At 74.7% G+C, this 17087-nt stretch carries 12 protein-coding genes and 1 pseudogene; 8 read left to right on the top strand and 5 right to left on the bottom strand.

All coding sequences use genetic code 11. From position 1 onward, the window contains the following. Positions 1–13: 13 nt before the first annotated feature. Both BMW27_RS02375 and BMW27_RS02370 read right to left on the bottom strand, forming a co-directional pair. Positions 14–1072 carry an App1 family protein phosphatidate phosphatase gene (locus tag BMW27_RS02375; protein WP_091439765.1) on the bottom strand — a complete coding sequence of 353 codons (1059 nt, stop codon included), beginning with the start codon at positions 1070–1072 and terminating at the stop codon, positions 14–16. 138 nt (positions 1073–1210) lie between these two features. Further along, positions 1211–1414, bottom strand: a complete 204-nt coding sequence (locus tag BMW27_RS02370; protein WP_012948522.1) for a cold-shock protein — start codon at positions 1412–1414, stop codon at positions 1211–1213. 411 nt (positions 1415–1825) lie between these two features. Here BMW27_RS02370 and BMW27_RS23175 point away from each other — a divergent pair, with 411 nt between their 5' ends. From BMW27_RS23175 to BMW27_RS24250, 3 genes and pseudogenes are all read left to right on the top strand, one after another. Then, on the top strand, positions 1826–1978 hold the full coding sequence (locus tag BMW27_RS23175; protein ID WP_175486297.1) for a hypothetical protein: 153 nt from the start codon (positions 1826–1828) through the stop codon (positions 1976–1978). Then, a complete protein-coding gene (locus BMW27_RS02365; protein ID WP_245743261.1) occupies positions 1975–3468 on the top strand; it encodes a thioredoxin family protein in 1494 nt (497 codons plus the stop codon). Before BMW27_RS23175 ends, BMW27_RS02365 begins: the two co-directional genes overlap by 4 nt. Further along, positions 3465–3992: pseudogene (locus BMW27_RS24250) on the top strand (UGSC family (seleno)protein). The gene BMW27_RS02365 and the pseudogene BMW27_RS24250 overlap by 4 nt, the downstream one beginning before the upstream one ends. A gap of 97 nt (positions 3993–4089) precedes the next feature. Here BMW27_RS24250 and BMW27_RS02350 read toward each other — a convergent pair. Then, a complete protein-coding gene (locus BMW27_RS02350) occupies positions 4090–4638 on the bottom strand; it encodes a hypothetical protein (RefSeq protein WP_139206811.1) in 549 nt (182 codons plus the stop codon). Positions 4639–4972: 334 nt separating this feature from the next. Here BMW27_RS02350 and BMW27_RS02345 point away from each other — a divergent pair, with 334 nt between their 5' ends. The 5 genes from BMW27_RS02345 (at position 4973) to BMW27_RS02325 (ending at position 15346) form a co-directional block, all read left to right on the top strand. Further along, the gene (locus tag BMW27_RS02345; protein ID WP_091438444.1) at positions 4973–5788 is read left to right on the top strand and encodes a 3-oxoacyl-ACP reductase family protein; all 816 of its coding nucleotides are present in this window, start codon (positions 4973–4975) and stop codon (positions 5786–5788) included. A 47-nt stretch (positions 5789–5835) separates the two neighbouring features. Then, a complete protein-coding gene (locus BMW27_RS02340) occupies positions 5836–11364 on the top strand; it encodes an ATP-binding protein (protein ID WP_091438442.1) in 5529 nt (1842 codons plus the stop codon). Between the two features lie 23 nt (positions 11365–11387). After that, a complete protein-coding gene (locus BMW27_RS02335) occupies positions 11388–13352 on the top strand; it encodes a 3-oxoacyl-ACP synthase III family protein (RefSeq protein WP_091438439.1) in 1965 nt (654 codons plus the stop codon). 71 nt (positions 13353–13423) lie between these two features. Continuing rightward, positions 13424–14221, top strand: a complete 798-nt coding sequence (locus BMW27_RS02330) for an alpha/beta fold hydrolase (RefSeq protein WP_245743260.1) — start codon at positions 13424–13426, stop codon at positions 14219–14221. 60 nt (positions 14222–14281) lie between these two features. Continuing rightward, positions 14282–15346 (top strand): DUF2332 domain-containing protein, encoded by a 1065-nt coding sequence (locus BMW27_RS02325; protein WP_091438433.1) that lies wholly within the window; start codon positions 14282–14284, stop codon positions 15344–15346. Between the two features lie 8 nt (positions 15347–15354). Here the strand turns inward: BMW27_RS02325 and BMW27_RS02320 are convergent, their stop codons facing one another. After that, on the bottom strand, positions 15355–16542 hold the full coding sequence (locus BMW27_RS02320; RefSeq protein ID WP_245743259.1) for an RNA polymerase sigma factor: 1188 nt from the start codon (positions 16540–16542) through the stop codon (positions 15355–15357). Further along, complete coding sequence (locus tag BMW27_RS02315; RefSeq protein WP_091438424.1) at positions 16539–16946, bottom strand: YciI family protein; 408 nt, start codon at positions 16944–16946, stop codon at positions 16539–16541. Before BMW27_RS02315 ends, BMW27_RS02320 begins: the two co-directional genes overlap by 4 nt. Between the last annotated feature and the right edge of the window lie 141 nt (positions 16947–17087).

Below are 17087 nucleotides of genomic sequence, written 5' to 3'. Positions count from 1 at the left end.
CCCCCTGGACCCCTCAGCCGCCGGCTGCGCTGCCGAGGGGGGCCGACCGGGCGGCGAGCAGGCCGGCGCGGTCGAGCAGGTCGGCGAGCGCCCGGCCGTCGCCGGCACGGACGACGAGGACGGGGCCGACCCGTTCCTCGGTCGCCGGCGGCTCCGTGCCGATCGGGGCGACGGTGCGCAGCGCGATCGCCGCGACCCGGTCCGGGTGCGCGCGGGCGAAGTCGCGGTAGATCTCGGGGTCGTGCTCGCCGTCGTCCCCGACCAGGACCCACCGCACGCCGGGCAGGTCGGCGGTCAGCCGCTCCAGGGACGCCCGCTTGTGCGCCCGGCCGCTGCGGAACCACGCGCGCGGGCTGATCCCCCAGTCGGTGAGCAGCAGGGCACCGGCGGGGAAGCGGTGCCGCTCGAGGAAGGCGGTGATCGGCCCGGCCAGGTTCCACGGCCCGTTGCTCACGTATACGACCGGTGCGTGGGGGGTGCCCTCGACGAGCCGGACCAGCAACGCCGCCATGCCGGCCACCGGGCGGCGGGTGGAGCCGTTGCCCGCGAAGGTGCGCCACGCGGCGCGCAGGGGGTGCCGGATCCCGGTGATCCACACCGTGTCGTCGATGTCGCAGACGACGCCGCGGCGCGCGTCGGGGGAGGCGACGTGCAGCGGTGCCGGCACCGGCGGGCGGCCCTCCGGGTGCAGCAGGGCCGCGGCCGGACCAGGGGGCAGCTCGGCGGGCACCGTGAGGTCGATCAGGCCCGCGTCGTCGGCACGCGCGCGGACCCGCGCTCCGCCCAGGGTGACGTCGATCTCGCCCCGCGGCTGCTCGAGGGTCAGCAGCCGGCGCCAGCCGGGGACGTCGAGGCGGGCGTTCGGATCGGTGCCCGCGGGAGCCAGCAGCAGCCGTCCCCGCACCCGCGCCCGGCCCTGCGCGGCGTACCCGGGGTAGCCGAGGGCAGCGGTCGTCCAGCCACGGCGACGGGCGCGGGCGGAGAGCGCCCGGTCCAGCCGGACCTTGGCGCGGTACCCGGCCTCGATCGCCCGCAGCGACCAGGTCGCGGGGTCGGCGGGCTGGTCGGGCACGAGCGCCTCCGCGGGGACGGGTGGTCCGCAGACCGTACCGGCCCGGCCGCGGTGCCCCGGGTGCAGCACGGGCCCCGGGAACGACCGGACCCCCACGGCAGGAGAGCCGTGGGGGTCCGGTGCCGTTGCCGGCGTCGCTCAGATCGCGCGGACGTTCTCCGCCTGCGGGCCCTTCTGGCCCTGGGTGACGTCGAACTCGACGCGCTGCGCCTCGTCCAGCGACCGGTAGCCGCTCCCGCTGATCGCCGAAAAGTGGCAGAAGACGTCGGGGCCGCCGCCGTCCTGCTCGATGAAGCCGAAGCCCTTCTCGGCGTTGAACCACTTCACAGTGCCCTGGGTCATGTCGTTCCCTCTTCCGTGCTGTCGCGTCAGGACGGACGGTCGCCGCTCCCGGGTCGCCGCACCGACCGGCAGGACCGAGAGGAACGTCAGGCAGAGACGACTGCGGACGTTCGGGAACGAAGCAGAGGCACAACAGCGACCGGACACCACGGTACGCGACCGCCCGCCACCCCGGGGACGCGCCACCGCGACCGGGCGGACCCCGTCCCGGACGAGGTCCGGCCGGTGGCCCGGTCCGCGCCCGCCGAGGTGTCCGGCGGACACCACCACCGCCGGCGACCGGCACCCGTACCAGGGGCGGGTCGTGGTGGCCGGTCCGCAGGGGCGTCGGCTGCGCGGGGTCCCCGTGGACGTCGTCCGCCGCGCCGCCGCCGGGGTTCCGCGGCCCCGGTGTGGGGAACACCGCACCGTGTGACCGATCCGGACGGGACACCCGAGGTGGAGCGGCGGCTGGCGGAGGACCTGGACCCGGAGCGGCACCGGGCTCCGTCCGAGGGCATCCCGCGGGAGCTGGCCGACGACGCGGGACAGGACGACCCCCCGCCGCCCGGGACCGGCCCGTGAGCGCGGTGCCGCGGCACGCCCCGGAACCCCCTCTGCGCGCCGCGCCCGTCGCGGGCACACCGGCGCCCGGGCAGCCGGCCTCGGTCGGCACCGGGCAGCTGCCGGACGGGTTGGTCGCCGTGGTCAAGCGCGAGTGCCCGACCTGCGTGCTCGTCGAGCCGGTGCTGCGCGGCCTCGGTGCCGCGGTGTGGTGCCAGGACGACCCGACCTGGTTCGACCACGACGACACCGCCCTGGAGCTGTCCTACCGACTGGACGTGGAGACGGTGCCGACCCTGCTGCGGGTCGAGGACGGGGTGGAGACCGCGCGGACGGTCGGCTGGAGTCGCGAGCAGTGGGAGGCGCTGACCGGCGTCCCCGGGCTGGGGGAGGGTCTGCCGGAGCACCGGCCGGGGTGTGGGTCGCTGTCGGTCGACCCGGCTCGGATCGACGCGCTGGAGGCGCGGTACGGCGGCAGCGGGCTGGCCAGCCGCCGGATCGAGCTCGCCGACCTCGAGGACGAGCACGAGGCGCTGTTCGACCGTGGCTGGACCGACGGGCTCCCCGTCGTCCCGCCCACCCCCGAGCGGGTGCTCCGGATGCTGCGCGGCACGACCCGCGACCCCGGTGAGGTGGTCGCCGTCGTCCCGCCGGACCTCGTGCCCTGCACCGTCGAGAAGGTCGCCGTCAACGCGGTGCTGGCCGGCTGCCTGCCCGAGTACCTGCCGGTCGTCCTGGCGGCGCTGGAGGCGGCGTGCGCGGATGAGTTCGCCCTGCACGGCGTGCTGGCCACGACCCACTTCGCCGGTCCGGTCGTGGTCGTCAACGGGCCGGTCGCCGACCGGATCGGGATGAACAGCGGGGTCAACGCCCTCGGCCAGGGCAACCGTGCGAACGCCACGATCGGCCGGGCGCTGCAGCTGGTGGTGCGCAACGTCGGGGGCGGACGCCCGGGTGAGGTGGACCGGGCGACCCTGGGCAACCCGGGCAAGACCGGCTCCTGCTTCGCCGAGCGCGAGCAGGGCAGCCCCTTCGCCCCGCTGGCCGCCGACCGCGGGGTGCCCGGGAACGCGGTGACCGTCTTCGCGGGGTCGGGTGTGCAGCCGGTGGTCGACCAGCTCAGCCGGGACCCCGAGTCGCTGGCCCGGTCGTTCGCGGCCTGCCTGCGCGTCAACGCCCACCCCAAGCTGCCGATGGCCTTCGACGCGATGCTCGTCGTCTCGCCGGAGCACGGCCGGGTCCTTCGCGAGGCCGGCTGGGACCGCCCCCGCCTGCTGGCCGAGCTGGACGGGCTGCTGAGGCTCCCGGCCGGTGAGCTGGTGCGCGGGGCCGGCGGGATGGCCGAGGGCCTGCCGCCCGGGGTCGCCGCCGACGAGGTGCCGAAGTTCCGGCCCGGCGGCCTGCTGGTGGCCCACGCCGGCGGGGACGCCGGGTTGTTCAGTGCGGTCGTCGGCGGCTGGGTCGGCGGCGAGACGGGCAGCACTCCGGTGACGCGGGAGGTACGGACATGAGGACGGTCCTCGATCCCACCGGCGAGCGCCGACCGCCGGAGCGGGCGCTGCTGCCGCGCCCGGCCTCGCTGCACGGCCGGACCGTGGGTCTGCTCGACATCAGCAAGGCCCGCGGCGACGTGGTCCTTGATCGTCTCGCGGAGCTGCTCGGCGAGCACGGCGCCACGGTGCGCCGGTACCGCAAACCCACGTTCGCCCGCGTCGCCCCGGTGGACCTGCGCCAGGAGATCACCGAGCACTGCGAGGTGGTGGTCGAGGCACTGGCCGACTAGGGCTCGTGCACGTCGTGCAGTGTGCACGACATCGCCGACCTGGAGCGCCGGGGTGTGGTGGGGGTCTTCCTCGCCAGCGAGGCCTTCGCCGACGCCGCGCGGCTGCAGGGTGTGGCGCTGGGCTTCCCGGTGCCCTGCGTGCTGGTGCCCCACCCGGTGCAGGACCGCACGGACGCCGAGCTGCGCGCGGTCGCCGAGGAGGTCTACCCGGCGGTGGTGGCCGCCGTGACCTCGGGTCCCGCGTCGGGCTGACCCTCCCCGAGCCGGGCCGGGTGCCGCGCCGCCGGACCGGTCGGCCGACGGTGCGCGGCGACCGCGCCGACCGGGCGGTGCGGTCGCCGCGGTCCGGTCAGGCCGGCCTGGGGGTCTCGCCGTACAGCCAGCAGTCCGCGCCGAGCTCGTCCCACCGCGGCACGACCGCCCAGCCCGGACCGGCGTCCCGGACGACGGTGTGCGTCCCGGTGATCTCGTACATGCAGGACGAGTCCGGATCGCTGCCGACCCACAGGTCGATGGTGTAGTCCGCCGTGCTCGTGGGGTCCGAGCAGGCGCCGCAGCGGTCCTCCACCACGAAGTACGCGCGGACCAGCGGGACGTAGAAGACGGTCCCGACGGAGAACTCGTCGCCGCCCTCGTAGCCCACCGCGAGCGTGATCGGGTCGTCGTAGGTGCCCGTGCCGCCGGCCTTGCGACCGGAGGAGGTGGCACGGGTCCCGGCGGGCGAGTTGTCCTCCAGGCTGTACGCGGTCAGCCACGCCGTCTCGACCGACTCGTGCGGTTCCGGACCCGGGTGGGCGGCGGCCTGCGGGGCGGCGACCGTCGGCACCAGGACCGCGGCGCACAGGCCGGTCAGCCCTGCGGCGGCGGTGGTCACGGTGCGGCGGGTCGGTGTCCTCATGGCGTTCCTGTCCGTGGGGGGCGGGAGCGCGGGTCACTCTCCCGGCCCCGCCGTCGACCCACGACCCGGAGGCCGGTCCGACGGCGAGTCGGCGACAGGGCGTACCGGACACGCCCACAGGTGTCGCGACCGCCGGCCGGGCGGTCGCGGGCCGGGCCGGGCCGCCACCGGCCCGACGTGCAGGGCGTCGGCGGACGGAGTCGTTCCCTGTCTTGCCGTGCCGTCCCGTCGGCACCATGCTGCCGGTACTCGAAATCGGAGACGCGGTCTGGCGCACGGACCCGGCTCCGGTCCAGGTACGAGACGCGTGCACGCGAGTCCTCAGGAGGAGCCGGTGACAGCGACCCAGGAACGGACCAGCAGGACCGGCGACAAGCTCTCCGGGCGCGTCGCCTTCGTGACCGGCGGCACCCGGGGGATCGGCGCGGCCATCTCCCGCAGCATGGCCGCCCAGGGCGCCGACGTCGCCGCCGGCTACAGCGGCAACGACGAGGCCGCCGAGCGCTTCCGCAAGCAGTTCTGCGACGACTTCCCCGACCAGGGCTTCTCGGTGCACAAGGGCGACATCAGCAACGCCGACGACTGCCGGCGGACCATCGCCGAGGTCATCGAGAAGCACGGCCGGCTCGACATCCTGGTCAACAACGCGGGCATCACCGTCGACCGGACCGTGCTCAAGATGACCGACGACGACTGGCGCCGGGTCATCGACGTCAACCTGTCGGGCGCCTTCTACCTCTCCCAGGCCGCGCTCAAGCACATGCTCGAGCGGGGCAGCGGGCGGATCGTGATGATCTCCTCGGTGATCGGGGAGATGGGCGGCATCGGCCAGTCGAACTACGCCTCGGCCAAGGCCGGGCTGCTGGGCCTGACCAAGACGCTAGCCCGCGAGGCCGCGATGCAGGTGCAGCGCTCCGGCAAGACCGACGGGCTGGGCATCACCGTCAACGCCGTGACCCCGGGCTACACCGCTACCGACATGCTGGACAGCGTGCCGGACAAGGTGCTCGACAACCTCAAGGGCAAGATCCCGCTCGGCCGGCTGGGCGAGCCCGAGGAGGTCGCCCGCGTCGTGCACTTCCTCGCCGCGGACGCGTCCGGCTACATCACCGGGCAGGTCTGGGGCGTCAACGGCGGCCTGGACATGTAGTCCCTCGGAAACCGTCCGCAGGTCCGCTGACAGGAAGAGGTGCTCGGGTGTTCGACCGCATCGCCGTCGTCAACCGTGGGGAGCCCGCGCTGCGGCTCATCCGTGCGGTGCGAGAGCTCAACGCCGAGCACGGCACGCGGACCCGCGTCGTCGCCCTGCACACCGAGGCCGAGCGCCGGGCGACGTTCGTGCGCGCCGCCGACGAGGCGGTGCTGCTGGCCGACAGCGGGGGCGGTTCCCCGTACCTCGACCACGCCGAGCTGGCCCGGGCCCTGCGCGCCAGCGGCGCCGACGCGGCCTGGGTCGGCTGGGGCTTCGTCGCGGAGGACCCCGCCTTCGCCGAGCTGTGCGCCGACCTCGGCGTGACCTTCGTCGGACCGCCGCCGGAGGCGATGCGCCTGCTCGGCGCCAAGATCGAGGCCAAGGTCCTGGCCGAGAAGGTCGGCGTCCCCGTCGCGCCGTGGAGCCACGGCCCGGTCGAGAGCCTGGACGACGGCCGGCGGCACGCCGATCTCATCGGCTACCCGCTCATCGTCAAGGCCCGCAGCGGCGGCGGCGGCCGCGGGATCCGCGTCGTCCGCTCGCCGGACGAGCTCGAGGAGGCCCTGACCCGCACCCGCTCCGAGGCGGAGAAGAGCTCCGGCGACCCGATCGTGTTCATGGAGCGGCTGGTCGAGGGCGGGCGGCACGTCGAGGTCCAGGTGATCGCCGACCAGCACGGCACGGTCTGGGCACCCGGCGTGCGCGACTGCTCGGTGCAGCGGCGCAACCAGAAGGTCATCGAGGAGTCCAGCTCACCGGCGCTGACCCGCGAGCAGGACGCCGCCCTGCGCGAGTCCGCGGTCGCGCTCGTCCGCGCCGCCGGCTACGTCGGCGCGGGCACCGTCGAGTTCCTCTACCAGCCGGAGGAGCAGCTCACCACCTTCCTCGAGGTCAACACCCGGCTGCAGGTCGAGCACCCGGTGACCGAGCTGACCACCGGGCTGGACCTGGTGAAGCTGCAGCTGCACGTGGCCGCGGGCGGCCGGCTGGAGGGCGAGCCGCCGCCGGCCAACGGGCACGCGGTGGAGGCGCGGCTGACCGCCGAGGACGCCGAGCAGGGGTTCGCCCCGGCGCCGGGGCGCGTGGAGCTGCTGCGGCTGCCGACCGGGCCGGGCGTCCGGGTGGACACCGGGATCAGCGTCGGCGACGTCATCCCGCCGCAGTACGACTCGATGATCGCCAAGGTGATCGGGTGGGGCCGGGACCGCTCCGAGGCCCTCGCCCGGCTGCGCTGCGCCCTGCAGGAGACCACCGTCGTCCTGCGGGGCGGCACCACGACCAAGTCCTTCCTGCTCGACCTGCTCGACCGCCCGGAGGTCGTGGCGGGCACCGTCGACACGGGGTGGCTGGACCGCACCGGCACGGCTGCCACCCGCCCGGCCGGCAGCGCGTGGGTGGCGCTGGTGCAGGTGGCACTCGACCTGGCCGAGGCGGAGGTCGAGCAGGAGCGGCTGGCCTTCCTGGCCTCGGCCCGCGGCGGCCGGCCGCGGGCGCCGCACGAGGTCGGCCGCACCATCGAGCTCGGCATGCGCGGGCAGGTGTACCGGCTGACGGTGGCCACCGTGGACCACGACCGGTACCGGGTCGGGCTCGACGACCGGGTCGTCGACGTCGAGGTCGACCGGCTCAGCCCGCTGGAGAGCCGGCTCACCGCCGGCGGACGGCGGTACTCCGTGGTCACCGCCGATGCACCCGGGTCCGCCCTGGTCGAGGTGGAGGGCGAGACGCACCGGGTCAGCCGGGACGTCGGCGGGGTGGTCCGCGCCCCTGCGCCGGCCGTGGTCGTCGCCCTCCGGGTCGAGCCGGGCGACGAGGTCGAGGCCGGCCAGCCGGTCGCCGTCCTGGAGAGCATGAAGATGGAGACGGCGGTGCGGGCGCCGTTCGCCGGCCGGGTCCGCGAGGTGCGGGCTGCGGTCAACAGCCAGGTCGACGCCGGCGCGCCGCTGCTGACCCTGGAGCGGACCGGCGGCGACGTCGAGGAGGCCACCGGCGAGCGGGTGACCCTGCCCGGCACCGACGAGGCACCGGACGGCGACCCGCGGGCGCGTGCGCTGGACCGGCTAGCCGCGTTGCGGGCGCTGGTCACCGGCTACGACGTCAGCGGCCGGCACGCCAAGCGGCTGGTCGCCGAGTACGCCGCCGCCCGCGAGGAGCTGCCCGCCGACGACGCCCAGCTGCTGCACGCCGAGCTCGACGTCCTGGTCACCTTCGCCGACATCTCCGAGCTCTCCCGCAACCGCCCGGCCAGCGCGGAGGAGGAGGCCGACACCCAGGTCCACAGCCCGCGGGAGTACTTCCACGCCTACCTGCACTCCCTGGACGCCGAGCGGGAGGGGCTGCCGGATCCCTTCCGGGCCCGGCTGCGGCAGGCACTGGCCCACTACGGGGTCGAGGACCTCGAGCCCAGCGCGGCGCTGACCGAGGCGGTGCACCGGGTGTTCCTCGCCCAGCAGCGCGTCGCCGAGCAGCTGCCGGCCGTCTCGGCGCTGCTGGACCGTTGGCTGACCGCCGACCGGCTGCCCGAGGGGCCCGCGCGCGCGGAGGTGGGGGAGGTGCTCGACCGGCTGGTCGTCGCCACCCAGCTGCGCTACCCGTCGGTCGGCGACCTGGCCCGCGCGGTGCGCTACCGACACTTCGAGGAGCCCGTCGTCCGGGCGGCCCGGCAGGAGGTCCTCGACCGGGCCGCGCAGCTGCTCGACGAGCTCGACGAGGCCGGCGCGCGGGGCGACACCGCGGAGAGCATCCGGCGGATGGAAGCCCTGGTCGCCAGCCCCGAGCCGCTGGTGCGGCTGCTGGCCCAGCGCTTCGGCCGGGGGACGGCCGTCCCCGACCCGGTCCTCGAGGTGCTCACCCGCCGCTATTACCGCAGCCGCAGCCTGGAGGACGTGCGCTCGACGTTGCTCGACGGCGACACCTGCGTCACCGCGGAGTTCGACCTGAACGGCAACCGGCTGCACCTGCTGGCGCTGATGACGGACCACGCGCGGCTGCCCGAGGCGCTGGGGTCGGTGGCCGGCGCGCTGGCCGACGTCGCCGACCCGACGCAGGTGGTCGTCGACCTCTACGTGAACTGGCCCGACCGCCCCGCGGACGACGACGAGGTCTCCGAGCGGCTGCGCGGCCAGCTCGAGGGCGTGCCCGCGTTGCGGACCGGCCGCCGGGTCACCGTCACGGTCTGCATCCCGGAGGGGGAGGTCGAGACGGTCACCTTCCGGCCGACGCCGGACCGGGCACAGAGCCCGGCAGGGGAGGGCGGCCCGGCCTCGGCGCTCGCCGAGGAGCGGGTCATCCGCGGCCTGCACCCGCTCACCGCACAGCGGCTGGACATCTGGCGGTTCAAGGAGTTCGAGGGCGAGCGCGTGCCGTCCCCCGAGGACACCTACCTGCTGCACATCACGGCGAAGGAGAACCCGAACGACGAGCGGTTCATCGCCATGGCCGAGGTCCGCGACCTGACCCCGCTCCGCGACGAGCACGGCGCGGTCGTCGGGTTCCCGACGATCGAGCGGCAGCTCACCTCCTGCCTCGACGGCCTGCGACGGGCGCAGTCGCTGCGGCGATCCCGGCGGCCGCTGGAGAACAACCGCATCCACCTGTACGCCTGGCCGTCGATCGAGGTGCCGCTCGCCGAGGTGGCCGAGTTCGCACGCACCGCGGCTCCGCTGACCTACGGCGCCGGCCTGGACCAGATCGTGCTGCTGGCCCGGCTGCCGGAGGAGGGCGGCCCGCCGCGCGACGTGGCCCTGCGCTTCTCCGCCCGCCCGGGCACCGGGGTGCAGATGCGGGTCACCGACCGCCCGACCGAGCCGCTCAGGGTCCTGGACGACTACACCGCCAAGGTGCTCAGCTCCCGGGCTCGCGGCGCGCCCTACCCGTACGAGCTGGCGCCGCTGCTGGCCGGGTCGCAGGGCTCGTGGGTCGAGCACGACCTGGACGCCGACGGCCGGCTCGCGCCCGTGGAGCGCCCGCCCGGGCAGAACAGGGCCGGGATCGTCGTCGGCCTGGTGACCACGCCGACGGCGCGCTACCCGGAGGGCATGACCCGGGTGGCCTTGTTCGGCGACCCGACCAAGGCGCTGGGCACCGTGGCCGAGCCGGAGTGCGCGCGGGTCGTGGCCGCCCTGGATCTCGCCGAGGAGCGCGACATCCCGGTCGAGTGGTTCGCGCTCTCGTCGGGCGCGCGCATCTCGATGGACAGCGGCACGGAGAACATGGACTGGGTGTCGCGCGCGCTGCGACGGATCATCGAGTTCACCCAGGCCGGTCGCGAGATCAACGTCGTCGTCACCGGGATCAACGTCGGCGCCCAGCCGTACTGGAACGCCGAGGCCACGATGCTCATGCACACCAAGGGCATTCTGGTCATGACCCCGGACAGCGCGATGGTGCTCACCGGCAAGCACTCCCTGGACTACTCCGGCGGGGTGTCGGCCGAGGACAACTTCGGCATCGGTGGTTACGACCGGGTCATGGGGCCCAACGGCCAGGCGCAGTACTGGGCGCCGGACCTCACCGGGGCGCTGGACGTGCTGTTCCGGCACTACGACCACGCCTACCGCGCGCCGGGGGAGCGCTGGCCGCGGCCGGCGCAGACCTCCGACCCGCGCGACCGGGACGTGCGCTCCTTCCCGCACACGCACCCGGACAGCGAGTTCACCACCGTCGGCGACGTCTTCTCGGCGGAGGCCAACCCCGAGCGCAAGAAGGCGTTCGACATCCGCACCGTCATGCGCGCGGTCACCGACCAGGACCACCCGGTGCTCGAGCGGTGGGCCGGCATGGCCGACGCCGACACCTCCGTCGTCCTCGACGCACACCTCGGCGGGCACCCGGTGACCGTCCTGGGCGTGGAGTCCCGGCCGATCCCGCGGCGCGGCAGCCACCCGGCTGACGGGCCCGACCAGTGGACGGCGGGGACGCTGTTCCCGCGCTCGTCGAAGAAGACCGCCCGCGCCATCAACGCGGCCAGCGGCAACCGGCCGCTGGTGGTCCTGGCCAACCTCTCCGGCTTCGACGGGTCACCGGAGTCACTGCGCAACATCCAGCTGGAGTACGGCGCGGAGATCGGCCGGGCGATCACCAACTTCGACGGGCCGATCGTCTTCTGCGTCGTCTCCCGCTACCACGGTGGTGCCTTCGTCGTCTTCTCCGGCGTCCTCAACGACAACATGGAGGTCCTCGCCGTCGAGGGCTCCTACGCCTCGGTGATCGGCGGCGCGCCGGCCGCCGCGGTGGTGTTCGCCCGCGAGGTCGACAAGCGCACCGGCGCCGACCCCCGGGTGAAGGAGCTGGAGGCCGCCATCGCTGCGGCCGACGCCGTCGAGCAGGCCCACCTCCGATCGCAGCTGGCGGCCCTGCGCAGCGCCGTCCGCTCCGAGAAGCTCGGCGAGGTGGCCGCCGAGTTCGAGGCGGTCCACGACATCGAGCGCGCCCGCCGGACGGGCTCGGTGCACGCCATCATCCCCGCCGCGGAGCTGCGCCCCCGTCTCATCGCCGCCGTCGAACGCGGGATGGAACGCGCCGCCCAGAGCTGAACCGTCCGACAGAGAGGACTCTCGTGAACGCGTTCGTCCTGAACCGGCACGGCCGCATGGTGTTCCCGTCGAACATCATGCCCGAGCTGGACTTCTCCACCATGGAGACGCTCGAACAGCTCGACAGCGTCATCCGCCGGGACTTCGAGACCAAGGCCCCGAGCGGCACCGAGATCCTGGAGAGGGTCCGCACCGGCGCCTACGGCACCCGGTACGACCTGATGCGGGACCTCGCCCTGAACCTGTTCTGGGCCAACCGCTTCTCGATCACCATGTACGACAAGCGGCCGACCCGCTGGGCCGACCTCCCGCGGACCCGGTCCGACGTCTTCCTGCCCGTCCTGGAGCCCTGGGAGGAGGGCGAGGCCAAGGTCACCGGGGTCCAGGAGGCCTATCCGCAGCTGCCGTCGAAGTGGAACGAGGGCTGCGAGGACCGCATCTTCGACATCCTGTTCGACGTCTTCGCCAACCGCCGGCACCACGCGTCCACGCTGCCGGCGGTCAAGCCCACGGTCGCGGAGTTCCTCGAGCAGCCGGGCAACCTCACCTTCCGGCTCCCGCACTACGACCCGGACTACCCGGTCTACGACTACACCGACATCCTCGACGTCTCCGAGGACATCCCCGAGCTCGAGGCCCTGCACCGCTGGGCGATGGTGCTGCACAACCAGTACCCGTGGGAGCGGTCGCAGGTGGAGCTGGCCTCGGTCGACCAGCTCCGGGACGACGACTGGGTCGTCGCCTTCCACCCGCGGGACAAGGAGGTGCGCGCCTTCCTGCGCCGGCTGCGCGCCGGCACCCCGCCCCGGCACGTCGCCGGGCCCCGGGAGTCCCGGCCGCCGGTGCGGCCCTACCCCGAGCTCGACGTGCGGCAGCGGTTCTCGGTGCAGCCCCGGATCGAGGCGCTGGCCGCGGTGCACGGCGACCAGGTCTGCAGCAACGACGACCTGATCCGCAACACCGCCTACAACTGGTCGCCGATGAGCGCCGACGAGATCTCCTCCAAGACCGGCATCGAGCAGCGCGAGTACAGCTCGCTGCCGCTGGAGGAGCTGGCCCTGCAGGCCGCCGAGGCGGCGCTGGACAAGGCGGGGCGGCAGCCGGAGGAGATCGGCGGCGTCCTGGTCTGCACCTGCACCAGCTCCCGGCTGATCCCGTCGCTGGCCACCTACCTGTGCGGGCAGCTCGGGATGCACCAGGTGTACGCGGCCTACGACATCATCGCCGCCTGCGCCGGCATGCCCTACGGCGTCGCCGACGCCGTCCGGATGCTGCAGGAGGTCGAGCGGCCGGTCCTCGTCGTCTGCGTCGAGAAGTTCTCCGACAAGATCGGCAACGTCCGCACGTCGCGGATGATCTTCGGTGACGGGGCGGCCGCGCTGGTGGTGGGCCCGGCGCCCGAGGGCACCGACGGCGACATCGACTACATGAAGACCTACGCCAGCGGCCCGGCCAGCGAGGTCAACTCGATCCTCTGGCCGAACCCCGAGTTCGACAACAACATCACCGTGTTCGGCCCGCAGGTGAAGGCGCTGGCCGGCCGGTACCTCTCGCAGATGATCGACGAGCTGGGCAAGCTGCCGGCACCCGAGGGCCGGGACGGGTCGCTGATGGACGCCATCGACCTGATCGTGCCGCACCAGGCGAACAAGACGATGGTGATCGGGTTGGCCGAGCGGGCCGGGCTGACCGCCGACCAGCTGTACTTCAACATCGAACAGGTCGGGAACACCTCGTCGGCCAGCATCCCGCTGGCCATCCACGACGCGGTGCGCGACGGGGTGATCACCGAGCCGGTGCGGGTCTTCGCGCCCGGGTTCGGCGCGGGCGCCGTGGCGGGGTACGCGGTGATGCGGGTCGACCCGGCGGTGGTCGCCGTCCAGACGACGTCGCAGCCGCAGGAGCACGGCGAGATGCCCGCTCCGGCGCCGGCCGACGAGGCGCCGTCCGAGTCGGCCTCGGAGGGGATGCGGGAGGCCTTTACCTGAGCACTCGCACGGTCCGCGGCGCGGACGGGACGCGGCTGCGCGCCTGGAGCAACGACGGGGACGGCGTCCCGGTGCTGCTCTGCAACGGGCTCGGGGCGCCGACCGCGGCCTGGCCGCTCATCACCGGCCGGGACAGCGGGTTCCGGGTGGTCTCCTGGGCCCACCGCGGGCTGGCCGGCTCCGAGCGGCCGGCCGACCGGAGCCGGGTGCGCGTCGAGGACCACGCGGACGACGCCCGCGCGGTCCTCGACGCCTACGACATGCCGTCGGCGACGGTCATCGGCTGGTCGCTGGGAGTCAACGTGGCCTTCGAGCTCGCGCTCGAGCAGTCCTCCCGCGTCCGGTCGCTGCTCGCCGTCGCCGGCGTCCCCGGTGGGAGCTTCTCCGCGATGTTCGCCCCCTTCGGCGTGCCGCGGCGGCTCCGGACTCCTGCGGGGCGGCTGAGCAGCCGGCTGCTGCCGGTGTTCGGCCCGCTGCTGCCGGTCCTCGTGGCCAGCCTGCCGCCGCTGCACGAGCTGCTGACGGCCGAGGGGGTCCGCGGCCCGGCGCGGGAGGCCGCCCACCCGGCCGCGCTGTACGCGGTGCTGCACGAGTTCTCCCGCCACGACTGGCGCTGGTACCGGCACCTGGCTCTGGCCGTCGCGGAGCACGCGCCGCTGGACGTCGCGCCGGTGCGCTGCCCGGTCGCCTTCGTGGCCGGCCGGTACGACACGCTCGTCGACCTGGCCGATGTCCGGACGGCGGCAGGAACGGTGCCGGACGCCCGGCTGCGCACGCTCGCCGGCACCCACTTCGTGCCGCTGCAGTACCCGGAGGTGATGGTCGAGGAGCTGCGGGCGCTCGTCGCCCGGGAGGCGGGCCGTCCCTAGTGCCCTGTCGCCTCGTGGCCGGCATCGTCGGGAACCCCGTGCCGAGGAGGCGCCGTCCCCGTGGGTGAGGCTCGCACGCTCGCCGAGGTGTACCGACGCTTCGGCGAGGTCGACGCCGCCGGGACCTCGCCGCTGTACGAGCGCGTCGCCGTCGCGCTGAGCGAGTCCGACGAGGCGCTGCGCGCCATCCGGGCGGCGCCGGCGCGCAAGCGGCATCCGACGGTGGTCCTCGCCGCGCTGCACGACCTCGCCCTGGCCGGACGCGCCCCGGCGCTCGCCGCGGCCTGTGCCGCTGCGGACGGCGACGCCGCCGCCGGCGCGGCGATCGACGCGCTGCTGCGGATGACCGACGCGGTCGTGGCCATCGCCGTGCGCCGGCCGCCGCAGATCCTCGAGACCGGACGTTGCGCCGTGCTGTACCCGGCCGTCGCCGAGGTGGCGCGCCGGGTGGGCGCGGATGCGGTCGGGCTGGTCGACGTGGGCGGTTCGGCCGGGCTCGACCTCCACGTCGACCGCGTCGGCATCACCTACAGCGACGGACGATCGCTGGGCGACCCGTCCTCTCTCGTGCGGCTGTCGTCCTCGATCGTGGGCGGCCGACCCGTCCCGGCGCGGGCGGTGCCCGAGGTCGTCGCCCGGGTCGGCGTCGGCCCCGACCCGGTCGACCTGACCGACGCCGATGACGCCCGGTGGTTGCGCGCCTGCGTGTGGCCGGGCCGACCGGAGCAGGTGGCGAGGCTCGACGCGGCGGTGGCGGTGGCGGCGACGGCCCCTCCGCTGCTGCTGCGAGGCAACGCCGTCGACGTCCTGCCCGACGCCGTCGCGCGGGTGCCCGCGGACGCCCTGCCCGTCGTCACCACGGCGTGGGCGCTGTCCCGGCTCCCGCTCGCGGACCGGCTGCGCTTCCTGCACCGCCTCGACGAGGCGGCGGCCGGCCGGGCGGTGGCCTGGGTGTCGGTGGAGGGGGTCGGGGTCGCGCCGGCGATCCCGACGCTCGGTGATCGCCGCGCCTCCGGCCACAGCACCATCGGCCTGGCGGTGTTCGACCGGTCGGCTCTGCACGCCGAGCCCGTCGGCCGCTGCTGGTCGCGGGGCCGCCTGCTGTCGTGGCTGGCGGATCCCTAGGTGTCCGGTCAGGCCGGTCCGTCGACGGCTCCCCCCTGCCTCAGTCGTGCGGCCCGCCGGGTGAGGTGGTCGCGCTCGGCCAGGTTCGACGCGGCCCGCGCCGCCGCGGCGTAGAGATCCGCCGCCTCCGCGAGCTGTCCGGCCTTCTCGTGCAGGTGCGCCGAGGCCGCGGTGTGGCGGGGCAGGCTCGGGTCGACCTCGGTCAGGGCGGCGAGTCCCGCCGGCGCACCGTCCGCCTCCCCGATCGCCACGGCGCGGTTGAGCCGGGCCACGACGGAGCCGGTGAGGGCCACCAGCTCGTCGTACCACGCCACGATCTGCACCCAGTCCGTCTCCTCGAACCGCTGCGCGTCGGCGTGCAGGGCGGCGATCGCCGCCTGGGCCTGGTACTCACCGAGCCGGTCCCGGGCGAGTGCGGCCTGCAGCACCTCGACGCCTTCGGCGATCAGCGCGGTGTCCCAGCGGGACCGGTCCTGCTCCGCGAGCGGGACCAGCCGGCCGGCGGAGTCGGTGCGCGCGGCGCGGCGGGCGTGGTGCAGCAGCACCAGCGCGAGCAGGCCGTCGACCTCCGGGTGGTCGGCCGCCGCCGCCAGCTGCCGGGTCACCCGGATCGCCTCGGTGGCGAGGTCGAGCTCGCCGGAGTGCCCCTCGTTGTAGATCAGGTAGAGCACCCGGAGCACCGTCGGCAGATCGCCCGGCTGGTCCAGCGACACCTCCGCGATGCGCCGCTTGGCCCGGCTGATCCGCTGGGCCATCGTCGACTCCGGCACGAGGTAGGCCTCGGCGATCTGCCGGGTGGTGAGCCCGCCGACGGCGCGCAGGGTGAGCGCCACGGCCGAACCGGGCGTCAACGAGGGGTGGGCGCACAGGAAGTACAGCTGCAGGGTGTCGTCGACCGCGGGGACGGGGCCCTGTGGCTCCTCCAGGACCTGGGCGACCTCGCGGCCGTGCCGGGCGTGCTCCGAGCGGAGCAGGTCCAGGTGCTTGCGCCAGGACACCGTGACCAGCCAGCCCTTGGCGTCCCGCGGCGGGTCCGCCGGCCACGTCCGCAGAGCCGTGACCAGCGCCTCCTGGACGGCGTCCTCGGCCGATGCGAAGTCCGCCCCGCGCCGGACGAGGACGCCGATCACCTCGGGGATCAGCTCCCGCAGCCCCGACTCGTCCATCCCGGTGCCCGGGTTCCGCGGTCTGCTCACTCGGTGACGGTGGGCGGGAGGCCGAGGAAGGGCCGCAGCTCCAGCCACTCGTGGATCGGCTTCCCCCCGGCTCCGGGTGCGGCCGACAGCTCCCCGGCCAGCTCGACGGCGCGGTCCCAGGAGTCGACGTCGATGACGTACCAGCCGGCGATCAGGTCCTTGGTCTCCGGGAACGGGCCGTCGGTGACCGGCGGCCGACCCTCGCCGTCGTACCGGACCCACGCACCCTCGGGCGCCAGCGCCTGCCCGTCGACGAACTCACCGGACTCCGCGAGCCGCGCCGCGAACTCCTGCATGAACGTCATGTGGGCGTCGATCTCCTCGGGCGTCCACCGGTCCATCGGCACGTCGTTCACCGCTGCCGGTGCGCCCCGGTAGTGCTTGAGCAGCAGGTACCTGGCCATGGGATCTCCCTCGTCCGTGCGGCCCGTCTCGGCCGCCTCACACCAGGGACGGAGCCGACGAGGCCGTCTCGACACCACCGGACGCCGGGCCACCAGGAGGCGCCGACGGGCAGCCCCGGAGCACTCCGGTGAGGTCCCGGG

It is taken from the genome of Geodermatophilus poikilotrophus (genome assembly GCF_900111455.1).
Taxonomy (GTDB): domain Bacteria; phylum Actinomycetota; class Actinomycetes; order Mycobacteriales; family Geodermatophilaceae; genus Geodermatophilus; species Geodermatophilus poikilotrophus.
The sequence above is the reverse complement of the archived record's forward strand: the minus strand, read 5'-3'. Positions and strand labels throughout refer to the sequence as shown.